The organism is Nitrospirales bacterium (assembly GCA_031315865.1).
Classification (GTDB): Bacteria; Nitrospirota; Nitrospiria; order Nitrospirales; family UBA8639; genus JAGQKC01.
The window spans coordinates 1735894-1753047 of the sequence record JALDRJ010000002.1 but is presented as its reverse complement, the minus strand read 5'-3'; the positions used below and the strand labels follow the sequence as shown (position 1 = coordinate 1753047).

Sequence of the window (17154 nt, the reverse complement as noted above, 5' to 3'; positions counted from 1 at the left end):
GTTCTCATCATCCCGGTTACCCAAAAAATAGTCGTAACACCCCGCCAATGGTCCGGGGATTGCCCCAGGAGACATCCCCCTGAGGATCATCAATGAACGCCGCTCGAATGGCGTACTCGGTATCCATCAGGTTATCGACCGTCACATATGCAGCCCAATGCTCCCGCTCATACCCGACGCGAATATTCACTACATTATAGGGTGATTGCTTAAACGTGTTTTCATTGTCGAAGAAGACCGTCCCCACTTGATTCCAATCGACACGAGCCATAAACGGGCTCTGACGATACTGGAGTCCCACATGAATCGTATGAGAGGGCGTGCGCTGGACATAATTTCCAGTATTATCGGCGAACGAAACATGATATTTCTTAAATTCCGCATTGGTGATCCCGATCGCGGTATCGAGGGTGAGCCAGGACGTCACTTTCAAGATGCTTTCAATCTCCACTCCCTTGGAAACGACCTTGCCGGCATTACCGGAAAAAATCCCTCCATTGGGTCGGAACTCCAACGTTTGGTAGTCCATGCTGTCGATATAGAAAAAATTGACGTTGAAGATCCACCGACGATCCCACCAATGAGATTTAAGCCCCACCTCGAAATCGTTGGACTTTTGAGACTTGAATTTCCGGTCTGCCGTCTGAAAAAACCCCGCGCTGAGATCGAGAAAGTTATACCCTCCCGGCAAGTGGCCCCTCGCATAGCTGGCCCACAGCAGAACTTGATCAGTCAGATGATAGTCGATCATGGCTCGCGGCATGAACGCCCACCAGGTATTATTCGTATTGATTCGACTAATACTCGGCGCATGGGTAGTGGGGTTCGCGGGGAAAAACGTTCCGAGGAATACCAGGTTCTTAAAATCCCGGTGCGTCATCTGGCCGCGTGCGCCCAGCGTTAAACCGCCTTGATCCGTCACGGGAATTCGCGCTTGCCCGAACAAGGCACCCAGGAACGTTTGGGTCCTGGATTGCAGATGTGTATCCAAATTGATGGGAGTTCCTGGCGGCGGCGTCGCGCCAGAACGGGGAAAGGCCTGGTCGATGTCGCGGTTATCATACTCAAAAAATCCGCCCACAGACCATTTGACGGTTTGCTCCTTGGAGGATTGCGCCAGCAGCTCCTGGGTCACCGTCAGCGTATCATACTTCAAATTCAACGGACGTCCGTCCGTAGAATTGCCGGACCCGAAATCATTGTCCCATAATCGTCTTCGATTGAGCGTGGATGCGCTCGTCATGGAAGAAAACTCAACCTTGTCCATCGCATATTTCTGCATCACACCGATACGATTATTTTCAAAGTCTGAACGGCCTTCGATATCGTGTGAGACCGTCTCGACGCGATGATCAATCGCACCGACGGCCGCGGCCCGCTCCTGCCCGGAATCGATCACATCTCTGATCAAGAACACCCGGCCAGAGTATCGAGCCGTGGGGTACCAATTGAGGTTCAGATTGAATTGATCCTGTCGTTCAAAGTTTAATTCTTTCCTGGTCCCCGGATACGTGTTTTGAATAAACCCATCCGTACGCCAATGCGTATACGCCAGTCCCAGGAACAATTTATCCTCCACCAGTGGCGCCGAGAGCGCGGCTTCCCCCCGGTAGGAATTCCGCGCCCCCGCATACCCCTCCACGTGAGCTTTCACTTCATTTGTAGGCTTAGACGTCGTGACGTTAATGACACCTCCGATCGCACTCTGTCCAAACAGAGTGTTTTGTGCACCCCGAAGAAATTCAACTTGTTCCACATTGGCGAGATTCAGGCTCAAGGACTGATTTTGACTGATTGGCATACCATCAACCATCAGCACGACCGGAGATTGACCGATAAAAAACGAAGGGCCCAGCCCACGGAACGTGAACTCCACGCTTCGTTGGGACTCCGGAGCATTGAACAAATTAGGAAGCTGAAGCGTGAGGTCCTCTAACCGATACACCTTTCGGTCCACCAGGTCCTGTTCTTTCAACACGCTGATGGGAATCGGCACATCCTCAACGTCTTCTTCAATTCTATTGCCGCTCACGTAGGTGACCGGCAATTCTTGAACCTCTTCCTTCGAAGAAACCTCTTCAGCATGACTCACAGGGACAACAAACCAAAGAGGCACGGATACAAATAGAAACCCGCTCAAGAAAAGCCCAGAGTACGTTGATGAAAATGCTTGAGACGCCATCTTTCCTCCCTGAATGTCGAAGAAACGACGCGCGAAACATAGACAATACAATCCTGAGATAGCGGGGGTGTCATTCCATTCCTTGCTCTAGGAATGCGTCTGAAGAGCGCGACCACATTCACCGGTGCCCAGACATTGATCCTTCCACGACTCACATGAGGTCTGAATAATCGGCTGTGATGGAAGGCTATTGTTCCGACTCGCCGCCTACATCATGTCATCTCATGGAATCGTGGAAGTGGAAACCGTACTTTCAGAATATTTCCTCCATCAGGCAAATCATCTCGAATCACGACTCCATGGAGCCGGTAGGTTTTCTGCTTGATCGCCCCGAGGGCCTGACCGTTTGAACAGGCGTGATCAGGTGAGACTGGCACCGGAACGAGAACGGGTTCGGTAGGATAGCCCTCAATTTCGATCGCGATAAATTCTTCATGATCCCACAGATGAACCCGCATGTGATGTGTCAGGCCTTCCTTCCGGAACCATTCGAGCATTTCCCGAAGCAGCTCCACGATTTGACCGCCAAGGGTTCCCTCAAGACAATTCAAAAAGGAGGACTTACGCTCGAAGTGCACTGACATGTTGTACCGTTTACTAAGATGACTGATGGCTTCTTGGAATTCGTCGCCCACTCGCTCACCTTGATACGTTGGAATGCTGAGACCTGACAGGACCTTTCGAATATCTTTCATGATGGTTTCCACCTCTTGTAAGCCCTTCTCAAGACCTAGAATCGTTACCTCACGAGCTTGCCATGAGAAAAAAATCGGAAGATTTCTCAAGGACTGGGCATGCTGTATGAGGCGTAGTAAAATTCCATCATCCAAATATTGATTGATACGCTCACGATCACTTAATTGCTGCTGCAAGGCTCGCTCCTTGTCCCGCAGCTCTGTACAGTCCACTAACATCAATTGACAACGATCCACACCCTTAGAACCCGTAAAGAGAGGAGAACAATGGACTTGTAAATGGCGGTGACTCATAAAGTCATGGGCAGGAATCACGGCTTCAAACACATGGGAGGCCCGTTGGGTTAACGCATAGTCGACCCCTAACTGAAGCCTTGCATTCAGGTGAAATTTTGAACCAAAGGAAGGATCGGATGAAACAGCCAGCAGTTGTCGGGCAGCCTCATTGGCTTCGACCACAGATCCATCCTGCATCGTTACGACGATTCCCAGCGGGGCACTCGCCAAGAGTTGCTTATAATTAACCTCAAAAAACTCTCGTTCCTTGAGCGCTTGTTGTATAGAACGATAATGGGTATGGAGAACCACGAGAAGGAGATCTAAAAGGCAGAGCGTGAACGCCCACCCTCTCACTGACTCGAATTCACTGATATGAAGCGCTCCCGATTGTCCCGTGACCGTCATGACCATGATCACCAAGCCTAACAAGGTTCCCCCGATGATAAAGCCCTTTTCCCATGTCGTGAGTAGCCCAATGGCCACGATCGATCCCATCAAATAGGGCATGGTGACAGGGTTGAGGACTCCAAATGCCCACCCCAGAAGGAGCGTGATGCTGCTGGCATAGATAACGAATCCCCATGTCCCGATAAGAACCCAGCGGCCCTTTTGTACAATCAGGAAAATCAGCAAGAGAAAGACAATGGCTATTCCATGTACAACGACTTCTCCCGGCAGGAACATTTGCCCGTAGTGACCGACCCACAACATCACAAGATGATTGAAAAGAGAGACGAAGAGTATGGGTAAGAGCTGACTCGCTTGCCGGTCAACGCTCGACCTTAAGGGACCTGGAAGCACTCCCAACAGGTTGTTTGAATCCTTCTTTTTACGGAGAACGCTGAGAATTTTCCAGATCCGATTGAAGCGTTCGAAATATCTGACGGGGAAAGACACTTTCAGGATCGGAATATTGGGAGACCAGAGGCGCATGCAGTAAAGGAACAACACATTCGTGGCCACCCCTAAGCCCACGATCCCCCAATAGTAAGGCATATGAAGATGATGGTAGACGAGCAAAGAGAAATTCCCTGCAACGTCTCCTGCCATCAGAACCACAAACAAAAAAGCCATCAGACTGGCCAGATGGACGCCATAGCTTAAGAAAGCGATTAACAAGACATTCGTGGCGCCCGGCACGAGAAAGAGGACTGATGACGAGGAAATCGAAAGCATCTGGATCGTGAGAAGACAAAAGGAACCCAACGTCAAAAATAACCCGACCCGGACCCACTCGAAATAAATCAAGACGAAAACTGACAGATCAAACACCACATACGCCCACTTGAGCCAGCTGGACAACCCCCCGGGTTCTGTGCCAGCCATGAGTCCAACAAGCCACTGACAAGTCGCCGGCAGAAGGTAGATGACAATAATCGTTTGAATGCGTCGAATCTGCTGACGAGACAGAGGAGAGGCATTGAACAACTGAGAAAATAGAATATTCATTTTTGGTAGATTGTTGCCTCCCGGTCAACTGTAAAAGTCAAGGATTCAGCTGACAGGGCCCGGTTAATCTGATGCAGCCAGCATGTTCTCCTGGCCAAGCAGTCCGTGATGAGGACTGCTCTACGGTTCGTTGACGCAGGATGCGTTTTCAGCTTCGCCTCTACCTTATAAAACCGCATATGGTGAGGATCTCCATCAATAACGGCCCCCCTCTCGACATTTCTTCCTGACATGAGGAACTCTAGGCTCAATGGGAAGCGACTTTTCTCAATTGGTCCGACGCTGAGAAACATATCCGTAATGATGTACCCATCTCCGGCGTCGAATCCAAATCTACCCTGGCATTAATAGCCTTGGCTCGTGCTTCCATGTTTGGTAACCCGTGTCCTCGATGTTTATCGCGCGAGAGAAGCCTCAGCGTATCATCGGGAAACCCAGATCCATCATCCCGCACTTCAAACACGACCCCTTGGTCCATGACCATCAACTTTACCCACACCCGTGAAGCGTGAGCGTGCTGTATCACGTTGCTCAAGGCTTCTTGTGCGATCATGGATACATGCTCTAACTCTTGACTCGTTAATGTCGCTAACAACGTCTCCGGACAATGAACGTCAATCTTCACGTCTCCCACCTTCTCGATGATTTCACAAAATGACTGCAAGTTCCTCATGAACGTATGGCGAGCTTCGAACGATGAATCGCCTTCTCCAATCATACTTTTCAGCGTTTCAATCACTTGATCCAGCCTCAGGAGCCCCCCCTGAATTCGCGCACCGAAATCCCGCTGTTCTAGATCGTGGACCGTCTGGATGAGATCTTCCAATTGAAGACCATGTGCAAAGAGCGCTTGCAGAATACCATCATGCAGGTCCCGTCTGATTTTCTCTTGATTGTCCATGTTGATCTGTAACTGCTCTTCTGCCTGCACAAGCTCCGATAAATCTACCACCATTAATTGACAGCCAACATTTCGCCCCCTCCCATCCTCCAACCCCACTCCGTACACTTGAAGACGAAGGGGGTCAGACGCCACTGCGCGACGGGTAAGAATGTCCAGCGTAAAGGGGGAACCTGTGTTCAAACACTTCGTCACGGCCTTCGAAACGCCTTCGAGCGTCAAAAGTCGCTGTTCAAAGCGTCTCCATGAACGGTCAACCAATTGCGGACTGATCTCAAAACAGCGCAGAATCGCCTGGTTGACATACATGACGCGTAGATGATGATCCAAAACGACTATCCCGATCGGAGCGTCCGCCAGCACTTGTTGATAATTGACGGCCGATGTATGAGATTGCTGAACCGTTGTTTGGAACCTGCGGTGGTACGCATGCAAGATCACTAAGGTATTAAACATCGCGATGACGGACCCTCCAAGAGATTGGGCTGGATTTAGATTCGGCTGTGGTAAAAGCCCATAGTGCTGCGCCCAACTCCCCGTGGCAAACAACAGAAGCAGGGAAATTCCCAACATCGCTCCGAGAGCGAGCCTTGGCGCTAAGTGAAGAGCGATCAGAATATCACCCAAGAGAAAGCCTAGGGCCGTCGGATGCAGCCATCCATACACCCAGCATCCAAAAGCCGTTCCAGTAAACAGCTGAGCTAATAGTATCCCGGTCACCAACCGAACCCGTCCTGACCTGAGCAAGAACAACAACAAGCCCCCTAGACAGACTATGAAGAGGTTAAAGACGACATCGGCCAGGATAAGCCTATAAAGAGACCAATGAATGAACAGCGCCAACAGTGGAGTGCCGATGAGCAGAAGAATAATGGGATATGCTCGATGTGCAATTTGGGTTTCCGATTCATCAGGGAAAACTGGGGCAGTCAACCAGGTGCTCCCTATGCTGAGCACCCTCTGGAACAGAGGATTTTGGGGAAGGATGAATGAGCGGAACAGGGTTGATGGGCGTGTCAGATCTTGGGGTTTCTTGTATGAAAAAATGATGAGCAGTTGAAGGGTCGTCCATAATTGCATGCTCAATGCCCAGAGTAAACGATCAATGGGGTAGGACGATCCAATGAGAGGCACACCACGTTCAATCATGATATACGAGCCGACCATCGTGGTCACCACTCCACCGATGATACTCGCCGTGAGAATCCCTCTTCCCATGTAGCTCAGCAGGACCAGGTTCCACGCTGAGGGAAGCAACAATAAAATACTGGACTTCTCGTACAAAAAGAGACTTGTGAGAGAGACGCCAGCCACAGCGATGAAGAGATCGAGAGGCCAGCGTGGAACAGGCCATTCATTGAGGAGCATCGGACTGATGGCCCACATGAATATCTGAATAATGGCGAATACCGACACCTCTCCGACAGAGTCAGGCATCAAGACCAGCCCAAGAATGACTTGCCCCAGACAAAGACTGGCAAAAATATACCGGGAGGTGGTTGAACCTACGGCAGGAACAATCGTGTGCAGAAAAGAAGGAATGCGAGATGGCGGATTATCGGAAAACATTATCGACATAATCACCTACGAACGTTTTCCGGAATACGAGACATATGGCCCGTAACCGTTAGCATGCCTCCCTGCGGTCGAGTGCAACAGACAGAGAGTATGCGATACGCCTACGAGATAACAGGACGTACTGGCGATGCAAACCAATGAGAGGGAGGCCTCGTGGTGCTCAAACATTCTGAAGCCAGCATAGTAGGTTCGCTTGCGCGAGCACTGTAGGATGTTAATCCGTCATCAAGGGCTCGCAATCTTTACACCAGATGATCCTGGTCAATCATGGCTTTCGTCACCATGGCCGCTGCTTCGGCTCGTCGCGTGACCCCAAGCTTTTCGAAAATTTTTCCAAGATAATTTTTGACGGTGCTCTCGCTGACGTGAATGTGGGAGGCAATTTCCTTGTTGGTTTTTCCTTCCGACACAAGCGTCAGGATCGCCCGTTCTTGTTCAGATAATTTTTCTATCAAATCTTGACGTCCCTGGCCCTGCCCCTGCCTGAGCCATGCGAATATCTCTTGAAGCGCGAGTGGATCCAGCGTACTCTCACCCCGCACCACCTGTGCAATAGATTCCAGCAGGCTTTTCGAGCCGACGGCTTTGAGTACATACCCATACGCTCCAGCAATCACCGCCTGCTGGATGAATGCGGGGTTGACGAAAGAAGACAAGAACAAGACGCGGCAACTCGGGTGGTAAGTTAAAATTTTTTGACACGTCAGGAACCCGTCCTGATCCGGCAATCGAATGTCTAAGAGGATGAGATCAGGCGGGTCGTTTTGTTTCACGTACGCTAATGCTTCTTCACTACACGACGCCTGTCCGACGACCTGATAACCCGGTACGCGTTCGAGCACATTACGTATCCCTAGGCGAACCACTTCATGATCGTCAACGATCAGAATCTTTATTGGAGGTTTTAGAATTCCCGGAGTACTGGCTTCCATAAATACCTCCAACTACAGAAATGAGTGGCGCCTTCTGTCTACATGTTCCGTATTACAGCACCATTGTACGAAAATCATCACAATTTAACATAGAGTCGCCAGGACGAATAATCATACCCATTCGGCTTACCCATTCGGGTAAGGCTCCATAGACACACGCCTAGACCACAACATTCAGGATAGGAACGCACTTTCTTCTAAACTCCCTCGTTCCAGGCGCTTTTCTGGCCCATTTACCTATGGATCGGCTCATTGATGAATCGTATCAGTGAGGCTCACAACGACCACCTGCTTCTATGTCGATGACTGTTTCTGCCCAATTTCCTTCGGCAACGATAAGATCGGCATGCCATCCCGTACAGGATCTTCACCAGATGGCTAATACTTTTTCCATAAAAAATTGGCTGTTTACCCTCTTTGCCAAGTAACAGAATTTTGTCATCCTTACGCTACCTACATCACTTATGCACGGGGAAGGAGGCTCCCATGTTCAAAGCCAATCAGCAAGTCCACAGGAAATCGGACATGGCATCCACGCTCATCAGCAGTCAACCCGGAACCAGTGTCCTTGTCGGATCGCAGTCGGACCCGACGAAAATTTCGATCGTTACATGCAATGGAATTTTTCGGCGAATGACGGGACTTCCTGATTCTCCGGACAACCGCCATGGCAAGACCTCTGAAAATTCTGCGTGTGTAGATGTCGGGGATAATTTTCTTCATTCCCAATTCAAACGTGGCCTCCTCGGCTCGATCACCAAACATCAAGCCTGCCATCTTGAAGTCCCTATGTCTCGGAAAGACCATCAATTTTTGACCCCGTTCTTTGATCTGTTGTTTCATCCTACCTCGGTTTTTCGAGAATTTCGATATGGCTGCTTACTCATCCAGGAACATCTCACGATTCGAAACCACCTGAATACGGAATTCCACTTGTTTTCCCTGGCTTCGAATTGTTTAACGAATCTCGCGGATCGAGATTCGTTTCAGACTCTTCTTAAAGTTTTGACTGGGCACTTTTTTGCCGATGCAGCACTACTCTGGACCAACGACCCGAAACACGATGTCGTCACGTGCCTTACGCATTGGTGTGACCCCGACTCATCCTTGAGTCATTATGTCCCCAAACTCGCTACGACACTCCAGAAAACGAGTTCATTCAAGAATGGACACAGCCTCTGCAACCTTCAAATCGAGGCGATACAATCTCCAGTCGACAATCCCAACGATCAAAAAAAAGGGAACCGCGCTCATGGTTCAACTCTCAAGCGCCCACCTCATTGTCTCCGAGTGAGGCTTCCATTAACGACCTTGACAGGACAACTTGTCGGCGTGCTTGAACTTTTATGTTTTAAATCTGTTTTTCCCTTTTATGATAACCGCGCAATGCTCGAAGAATTCGGACTTCTTCTAGGGACGTTCATTCATCTTCGCAGAGAGGGCACACTGGGATTTACGAAATTTCAAATGCCGTTTCCCTATACGCACAAGACCTACAGATCCTAAGGCCATTCGGCATGCCCACTTCACTTTTCGCCCGTGCTGTGTCTACGGATGAAATGACCCTGCGGCTGAGCTTCGGACCGGAAATGTTTCAAAGGAGTACGAACAAGAAATGACATGCGAGGACAAAGACGGTCATAACGCGTTACGCAACCATTTCGGCGCCTGCTGGAAAGAGGAGAAGTAGGAATATCCCCTGCGCTTCAGGCCCAATCGTGCATCCTTGTCTCTAAACCTGGATTCGCTTCATCAATTCATGCAAAGGAAGAGAAAGGGGGTGGGCACGTGTATACGACTTATCCGTTAAGAGCCTTGCGACTGGCTTTCATCCAATGGAACGGTCAATTATTCTTGGCTCTAAAACAGCATGTTTCCCGCATGAAACGATCGTGTACGGACCATGGCCGTCCCTTGTGGTTTCTCCAAACCTCGACACAGGGAGAAGGTTTCGGTCGGGTTACTCAACCATGTCATTCTCTTTTGATTTTGGCAGAGCGGCTATACGTTGTTTTGAAGCTAAGTTCAAGATCTATGGTCACGAGATGACCTTTTTATAATTCATACACGACTCTTGAGCCATTCATCCATGAAGAATGATCTGCCATCATCTACAGCGAGTACTCATTATGAAAAAAGTACCTGAATATCCAACGAAAGACTCTTTAAAGAAGAGTCGGATCACCAAAGACCTGTATGATATTCCCGGGCTGTATTTATATGATCATGCTAACGGACATTTGGTTGTCGATCGAAAGTTTGCTGAAATATTGGGAACCTCACGATCGGCATTCACCGAGTGGAAGGACCTTTTGTCGTTCATTCATTCGAAGGATCACGAGCGATTCCAACGGGTAATCGATCAAGCGCTACAAGCTAAAAAAGGAAGCATGCGACAATTTTCGACGACCGTACAAACGACCACGGAGGGGGATCCCCCCCAACAAGTGCTGATCGTCGGGCGTGCGTATCACACCCCGGAAGATCGACTCCGAGTCATGGGGGGGCTGCGATTAGTCCCGCACGTCGGATCTTCAAAGCCGCGTGACGATATGATATTCGCGAACCTCGCGGCCAATGATGCGCCGGTCGGACTGTTCGTCGTCGACGAACAATATATCTATCGCTATGCCAACCGGGCCTATCTCCAGGACGTTCTCAAGAAACCTCCGGATGAGTCGGTGATCGGACGTTCTGTATCTGACGTCCTTGGCAGCGGCTGGCTGCAGATTCAACCTAAGCTGGATCAAGCATTACAAGGTGAACGTGTCGCGTTTGATGTCGTCTCTTGGCCTTCTCTCACACGCGAGCTCAAATCACATTTTATCGCTTCCTACATGCCTCTTGAGATTACTGAAGACGTTTCTGGAGTTGTGGCTGCCATCGTCGACATCACAGACTTGAGATTATTTGAATCAGCGCAACATGAAGGCGGAGAGAAATTTCACGAACTCGCACTCCGACTCGAAAAAAGCATCTCTGAATGCACGCAAGCCCTTGGAACATCGCCCCACCATCTGCAGGTACTGACGTATGGCTTGAATTTGACAGAGTATCGTGAGCGAATACGGGTGGCCCAGTACTTACATGACACGGTTCAACACATTATGATTTTAGGAAAATGGCGGGTCGCCAAGTGGCGTACTCTGCCGAGGGCAGAATTGCGATTGCATGATTTCTTCGATGAGATCGAGACCTTGTTTGCTGAAGGACTGGAAGCCACGATGACTATGATTCTCGAACTAAGCCCCGCGATCTTGCAACAAAACGGGTTGATACCCGCCTTGGAATGGTTGGGAGAGAACATGAAGAAATATGGGCTGGCCGTGAAACTCTTCTATGAAAAGGATATTCCAGCCATTAGCGATACTGAGGGGCTCACGATCTTTCATGCCGTGAGAGAACTGTACATAAACATCATACAACATGCTCAAGTTTCAGACGCAGTCGCGAGGGTTGAGATTGTCAGGAACCATTTACAAATCAGTGTGACGGACAGGGGGATTGGGTTTGACACGAGGGAAGCGGGGTCGGATTCATCTTCGCAAAAATTTGCCACGAAACTGGGGCTACTGGGTGTTGTGGAGCGAATCAAAAAAGTCGGAGGATGGGTGAAAATCTTTAGCGAACCCGGGAAAGGTACAGCGGTTATCCTAAATCTTCCTATTAAGGACCACAAGAACCAGGAATTCGAAACGACTCATACGGCCAAGGAGGAGATCATATCGGCTCCACTACGCCACACCCCTCAGGAACTCGAAGAAAGGTGGAAAGAAAGATTCTCCGTTCTATCGAGAAAACGTGTGCTGGCAGTCAGTCCTCACATTATGGTGCGCCAAGGGATATGCAATATACTCGAAACATTTGGAGACATCCAAGTCGTCGGCCAGTTTGACGACGAGGACAGCCTCCTGGATGCTATTTCAGAGTTTAATCCCGATGTCGTCATCCTTGACGTCACCGCTCCAGAACAGAACGAAATCCAGATCACTCGTCTTATTAAGACATGCTATCCTGAGATACTGATTATCGGACTGATTGAGACAATGACACAGGAAACCAGGGAAAAATTTCAAGAAGCAGGTGCTTTTGACCTAATTTCCAAAACAAATGGGATCGCAATGCTTCACCAAACGATCATGGAGTCAGCTCATTAAGTCTACGACCCGAACGGCCGAGCACAGAATAACGTAGGTCGATAGATCCGGGCTATCCGATAGACACCACAGACAAGCTTTTAAGAAGGGATGAACGAGACGGTTGGGTTGGCGTCGGTTGGTGATTGGTCCCGTGAGAGTGAGAGCTAGACGAAACTATTGAGAATTATCGTATAACTCACTCTTGATCGCGTAACGAATTAATTCAGCAGTGGTTCGTAAGTTTAATTTCTCTAACAGTCTAGTCCGATGGGAACTTACGGTCTTCACGCTCAGGGACAAGAGATTCGCAATTTCCATCGGCTTATTCCCCATGGCAAACAGATGCAAGATTTCAATTTCTCGATTGCTTAAAGAATGATAGGGACCTAATGCATCCAATCCACCGGCGACCGATTCAGCCAGTTGTTCGCCTAACGTATCTGAAACGTGTTTCTGGCCGCCGCAAACGACTTGGACGCACCGATAGAGTTCTTCATTCGAGCAATCTTTTCGTAAGTAGGACGCACCATGCGCTTGCAAGACTCGTATGCCGAACTCTTTCTCTGAAAAAACGCTCAGAACGATGATAGGCACTGTATAACCGAGGCCATTGACCTCTTTCAGGAATTGAATGCCAGGTTTATCGGGCAGATTCAGGTCTAAAAAGACAAGATCGAATTTTTGTTGACCGAGTGCGTCCAGCCCTTCTTGTGCGGTCCCCACCTCGACAATCGCTAAGTCGGGGAACTTTGCCAACAGCACCTGGCGAAGCCCTCGCCGAAAGATGATATGGTCATCAATGAGCAATACGTGAAGATAACCGATTCCGCATTCAATGGGAGAAGAAGTCATATGTTCGGACCGCTTTACTTGTAGGCCTATAATAGGATCGTTCGTTTCGCTACTGAGTACTGCCATTTCGATAACAGCGTATCAACCGGCTTGGGCACGCATCACAAAATAAAACACCTTCCAGTTTGCTAACTTTTCAGCTAACTTTAGCTTACTCCTTTTTGAGAATTATGTAAAACACCCTCGTTCCCATACACATCCCGATCGCGTCATGGAACGCCCCATCCATCTCGGACACTTCGGTTCCGTAAATACGGGAAAGACCGAATATCCGTTCATCAGCACATGTCCTCCGAAGTTGCCGATGGCCTCTCGATTTGCTCGAAGACAGTGGTACCCAATCTGAACTGTCTTACTAATTCAATTCATTTCCGCACGTATGAGACAGGGGATCACACAGGTCTATTTGGCCGTAACATCTCGTGATCAGGAAGGGATTAATGGAGCCGGCGAGTGGGATTGAACCACCGACCTACGGTTTACGAAACCGTTGCTCTACCACTGAGCTACGCCGGCCCTGGTGGGTTGGCGGGACAACACCGCCATTGAGTTTTATCGGAATCACAGACTGTTTCTTGAACAATCAGCTCGTTTATACCCTTCTTCGAGGAGAGGCGTCAACTGTGCACAAAGATAGACGTTCTATCGTCAAACCCGTTGACAAGGGGCATGTTATGCCCTAAGTTGGTCACATATCTGCGTCTGGAGACCTCACATACTTCCTTGAGATAAAGGAGATTTTTTCAGTGCGTGTCCGGCTGGCATTATTGATCATCAGTTGTCTCCTGATACCAACCATCGAGTGCTGGGCTGACTTCGAGGTCCTCGACATTTCCTTAGCAGGAGTGATTCAAGACCGACAACCGATAGACCCAGTTTCACCACCCGCATTCTGTGAAAAAGACAAAAACGGCAAAGGCGAACTTCCCGTGATTGACACTGCAGTTCATCCTAAAATTTTTTTCTGGATGCGTATTGCATCATCCTCAGCCGGCACTATCCGACATACCTGGCTTCAACATGTCGACAACACGTGGGTTCAGATCTCGCAAGTCAATCTTTCGATCCGACCGTCTTCCGGGTACCGCATGTGGAGTTCAAAAGATTTCCGACGTGGAGACCCTATCGGCGATTGGATGATCGTTGTCGCCTCCTCGGCTGATCCAGACCAAATACTTTGCATCACACGATTCAGCGTGAAATAATCGCTATCCCAACGGTTTTGTGAGCTAGGCATTGGATCAACCTCTTTTCCTTCTTCTCATAGCAAAGACTTTTCAAACCGAAGATTGTTGTAAGTTCATGTCATGACGACTCCCCCCTCTTCAACTACTGAATCCTCACCCAACGTTCCTCAACAACGTGAACACTTTTGGATAACGGCACTGCAGCTTATCCGACTCCCGAGTCAAAGCGGAACATGGCTGCTCCTGCTTCCTTCTTTATGGGCACTCGTATTGGCTTCAGAGAAGAACCAGCTTGACCCGGCCCTGGTTCTTATTTTTACGATTGGGGCCTTTCTCATGCGAAGCGCTGGGGTCATTTTTAATGATCTTGCCGACCGGTCAATCGACAAGCAAGTTCAGCGTACACAACATCGCCCGCTCGCGCGAGGAGCACTTTCCCCGCTTCAGGCACTGAGTCTCGCTTTAATATTCGTCGTCCTATCGTTCGGGCTTGTTTTATCACTCAACCCACTGAGTATCGCTCTAAGCCCTATTGCATTGGCCCTGGCCGCGTTATATCCCTTTGCAAAACGGTATATTCATATTCCGCAACTCATTCTCGGTATTGCCTTTGGGTGGGGAACCGTGATGGCTTGGGCAGCCGTTCAAAATCGCTTGGAATTAGAGACCTGGCTGTTGTTTTTAGGAACAGTCTTCTGGGCCGTAGCGTATGATACGATTTATGCTCTTCAGGATCGCGAAGACGATGTGAAAATTGGCGTGAAGTCTTCCGCCATTTTCTTCGGAGAATATGTGTGGGCCGGTGTGGCTGGCGCATCAAGCCTCACGCTGATCTTTATCGGAATGGCGGGATGGCTTGCTTCGTTAAACAATTTTTTTTTCGTTGGGCTTCTAGGAATCAGCCTGTTTTTAAGCTGGCAGGTCTGGCGACTCACTCAACCACAACAACGACACACTTACTTCACGATGTTTAAGCAACATGTTTGGGTGGGTATAGCGATGTTAGTGCTACTCTGGGCAGGAAAAATTTAAGTCAGCTACTCTTGGGAAAGAACAGGTTCATCAGGCTTCGGAGCGCGAAGCGTTTCCAAGTAGGCGGTCACTGCTCGAGCATCATGGTCGTTCAACCCAAGGTTTGGCATTCTGGTGTGCTTTTTAATACCTTGCGGGTACAGAATCCATTCGTAAATCCATGTGTCATTTAATCGAAATCCTGCACGATCGAGTTCCGGACCAACCAACCCCCCTTGTCCTTGGATACGATGGCAACTATTGCATCCGTATTTATTGATATACAGATGCTTACCTTCTTTCTCAAGAACCGCACGCTCTTCATCTGTGGTCTTCAAATCTGGACGAGCCACCGTCACCTTCGGGCGTTTTGCGAAACGTTCAAAGGCATTCTTGGCTTCCGTATACCTCATGGATGCTTTGGCAGCTACTTCTTCCTCGGGAAGTTCTATTTCTTCCGCTTCAAAATCTTCATCACCTGCAGCCTCAGCCGCCGCTTCAGCAGCCTCCAGTTCCGCGTCCCGTTTGGCTTCCGCAGCTTCTAGTGCTTGTGTTGCGACCTCCATTTCCTGCTTAGTCGTCTCTAGCTCAGACTCCAATAGTTGACGCCTGCCTTCGACATCAAACGTAAAATCACCCCCATGAAGAGATCGAACGTAACGAACTAAAGACCAAATTTCCATCTCGGATAGTGTATATTTGAAAGTCGGCATGGTCGCGACGCCGAAGTACTCAACATCCTCGATTACTTTTGGATCCGATGTATCTTTCATATCTCTTGAAATGGCGTTAAAAATGTCCTTATCGGATATTGAACTTCCCATCGATGAATCGGACAAATCTTTCGGGGGTGGAAATTCCATATTCGAAAGACTGTCCCAATTAAACCCTTCACCTTGTCTCCCGGACTCCCCATGACAATGCATACAATAATGGCGGTATAACTTTTTTCCCTTCGCTGTGTGCTCATCTTCAAATATCGCGCACCCATTCACGAAGAAAAACATGCCGATAACGAGCAAAACTGACCAAACCCACGCTTGCCGAATTGTCGGTACGCCCCTCATGCCGGCTGTCCTTTTCGAAGCTTTCTTACGAGAAAATATTCAAATGCCGCCGCTATTAGGAGACCTAAGGCGACATAGCCAAAGATAGAATTGTCTGGCGCTGGCTCTGCGCGAATATACCACCACGAGGAAACAGCCTTTTGACTTCCCTTTTCTTTCACGGCACCCTCAATGATTTTTCCATCCCAGAACGCAAAGGCCACACTCGTCCATTTTCCTGGATCTATCTGGATGTCGTTTTCATCTCCGGTTTGAAGCGGTCTTGAAAACACGACCTTCCAGACACCGTCTTGCCAGATCCCTGTCGCCGAGACATCCTGTTGCTCTTGCAGTCGTAGTGTCTTGAATCCTTTCGCACTCATGTCTGTGGCTTTTCCCTCTTCATTCTTCCAATACCAGATGTTGACAGGGCCACCCTCGACTTGAAGCATTTCTTGACCATGAGCAAAATGGGCCATTTGATCACCAACCATAAACTCCAATGCAGCGGCGTCTGCTGGATCTTGAGTGGGGTCTTGGTATTCAACCAGGATGGCGATGGTTTGTTCGTCATGAAGACCGCGTACCTTAACGGACTTAACCGTGGCATCCTGAATACGGTCAGGCCAATGCACTTGGGGGGCCAAGTTAAACTCCGATGACGCGACAGAATCCCACTCAGCAGCGTTTGGATCGCTCACTGGCACGGTTCCTTCCGTCAAGTATACTCGAACTGAAACGCTTGCCGGCGCATCATCAGGTGGAGGGTCACTTGCAAACACCGGGATAGCCCATAGGCCCATCACTCCAAAGATCATGGCAGACGCCAGACCAATTCCTTTTTTTCCGATCATACCCCTCATGACCTCATATCCATAAACCATCTGGTTACAAAGAATAAAA

The 17154-nt window shown here is 49.1% G+C and carries 11 protein-coding genes and 1 tRNA gene; 4 read left to right on the top strand and 8 right to left on the bottom strand.

The annotated features are described in order from the left end of the window. Positions 1-16 precede the first annotated feature (16 nt). The 4 genes from MRJ96_08120 to MRJ96_08105 form a co-directional block, all read right to left on the bottom strand. Positions 17-2182 carry a TonB-dependent receptor gene (locus tag MRJ96_08120; GenBank protein ID MDR4501397.1) on the bottom strand — a complete coding sequence of 722 codons (2166 nt, stop codon included), beginning with the start codon at positions 2180-2182 and terminating at the stop codon, positions 17-19. 212 nt (positions 2183-2394) lie between these two features. Next, on the bottom strand, positions 2395-4605 hold the full coding sequence (locus tag MRJ96_08115; GenBank protein ID MDR4501396.1) for a PAS domain-containing protein: 2211 nt from the start codon (positions 4603-4605) through the stop codon (positions 2395-2397). Positions 4606-4852: 247 nt separating this feature from the next. After that, complete coding sequence (locus MRJ96_08110; GenBank protein ID MDR4501395.1) at positions 4853-7084, bottom strand: ATP-binding protein; 2232 nt, start codon at positions 7082-7084, stop codon at positions 4853-4855. Between the two features lie 242 nt (positions 7085-7326). Next, on the bottom strand, positions 7327-8016 hold the full coding sequence (locus tag MRJ96_08105; GenBank protein ID MDR4501394.1) for a response regulator transcription factor: 690 nt from the start codon (positions 8014-8016) through the stop codon (positions 7327-7329). 525 nt (positions 8017-8541) lie between these two features. On the opposite strand from MRJ96_08105, the gene MRJ96_08100 reads away from it, so the two are divergent. Both MRJ96_08100 and MRJ96_08095 read left to right on the top strand, forming a co-directional pair. After that, positions 8542-9522: a hypothetical protein gene (locus tag MRJ96_08100; protein ID MDR4501393.1), complete on the top strand. Its 981-nt coding sequence runs from the start codon at positions 8542-8544 to the stop codon at positions 9520-9522. Between the two features lie 623 nt (positions 9523-10145). Further along, the gene (locus tag MRJ96_08095; GenBank protein MDR4501392.1) at positions 10146-12173 is read left to right on the top strand and encodes a response regulator; all 2028 of its coding nucleotides are present in this window, start codon (positions 10146-10148) and stop codon (positions 12171-12173) included. A 156-nt stretch (positions 12174-12329) separates the two neighbouring features. Here MRJ96_08095 and MRJ96_08090 read toward each other — a convergent pair whose 3' ends face one another. Beyond that, the gene (locus MRJ96_08090) at positions 12330-13007 is read right to left on the bottom strand and encodes a response regulator transcription factor (GenBank protein ID MDR4501391.1); all 678 of its coding nucleotides are present in this window, start codon (positions 13005-13007) and stop codon (positions 12330-12332) included. A gap of 441 nt (positions 13008-13448) precedes the next feature. Continuing rightward, positions 13449-13523 (bottom strand) — tRNA-Thr (locus MRJ96_08085). Positions 13524-13753: 230 nt separating this feature from the next. Between MRJ96_08085 and MRJ96_08080 the strand changes: the two genes are divergently transcribed. Beyond that, complete coding sequence (locus tag MRJ96_08080) at positions 13754-14212, top strand: DUF2914 domain-containing protein (GenBank protein MDR4501390.1); 459 nt, start codon at positions 13754-13756, stop codon at positions 14210-14212. A gap of 102 nt (positions 14213-14314) precedes the next feature. Further along, entirely contained in the window at positions 14315-15226 is a 912-nt protein-coding gene (gene ubiA / locus MRJ96_08075) for a 4-hydroxybenzoate octaprenyltransferase (GenBank protein ID MDR4501389.1), read from the top strand. Between the two features lie 5 nt (positions 15227-15231). On the opposite strand, the gene MRJ96_08070 is transcribed toward ubiA, so the two are convergent. Next, entirely contained in the window at positions 15232-16272 is a 1041-nt protein-coding gene (locus tag MRJ96_08070) for a c-type cytochrome (protein MDR4501388.1), read from the bottom strand. Next, complete coding sequence (locus tag MRJ96_08065) at positions 16269-17105, bottom strand: ethylbenzene dehydrogenase-related protein (GenBank protein ID MDR4501387.1); 837 nt, start codon at positions 17103-17105, stop codon at positions 16269-16271. The genes MRJ96_08070 and MRJ96_08065 overlap by 4 nt, the downstream gene beginning before the upstream one ends. Positions 17106-17154 lie beyond the last annotated feature (49 nt).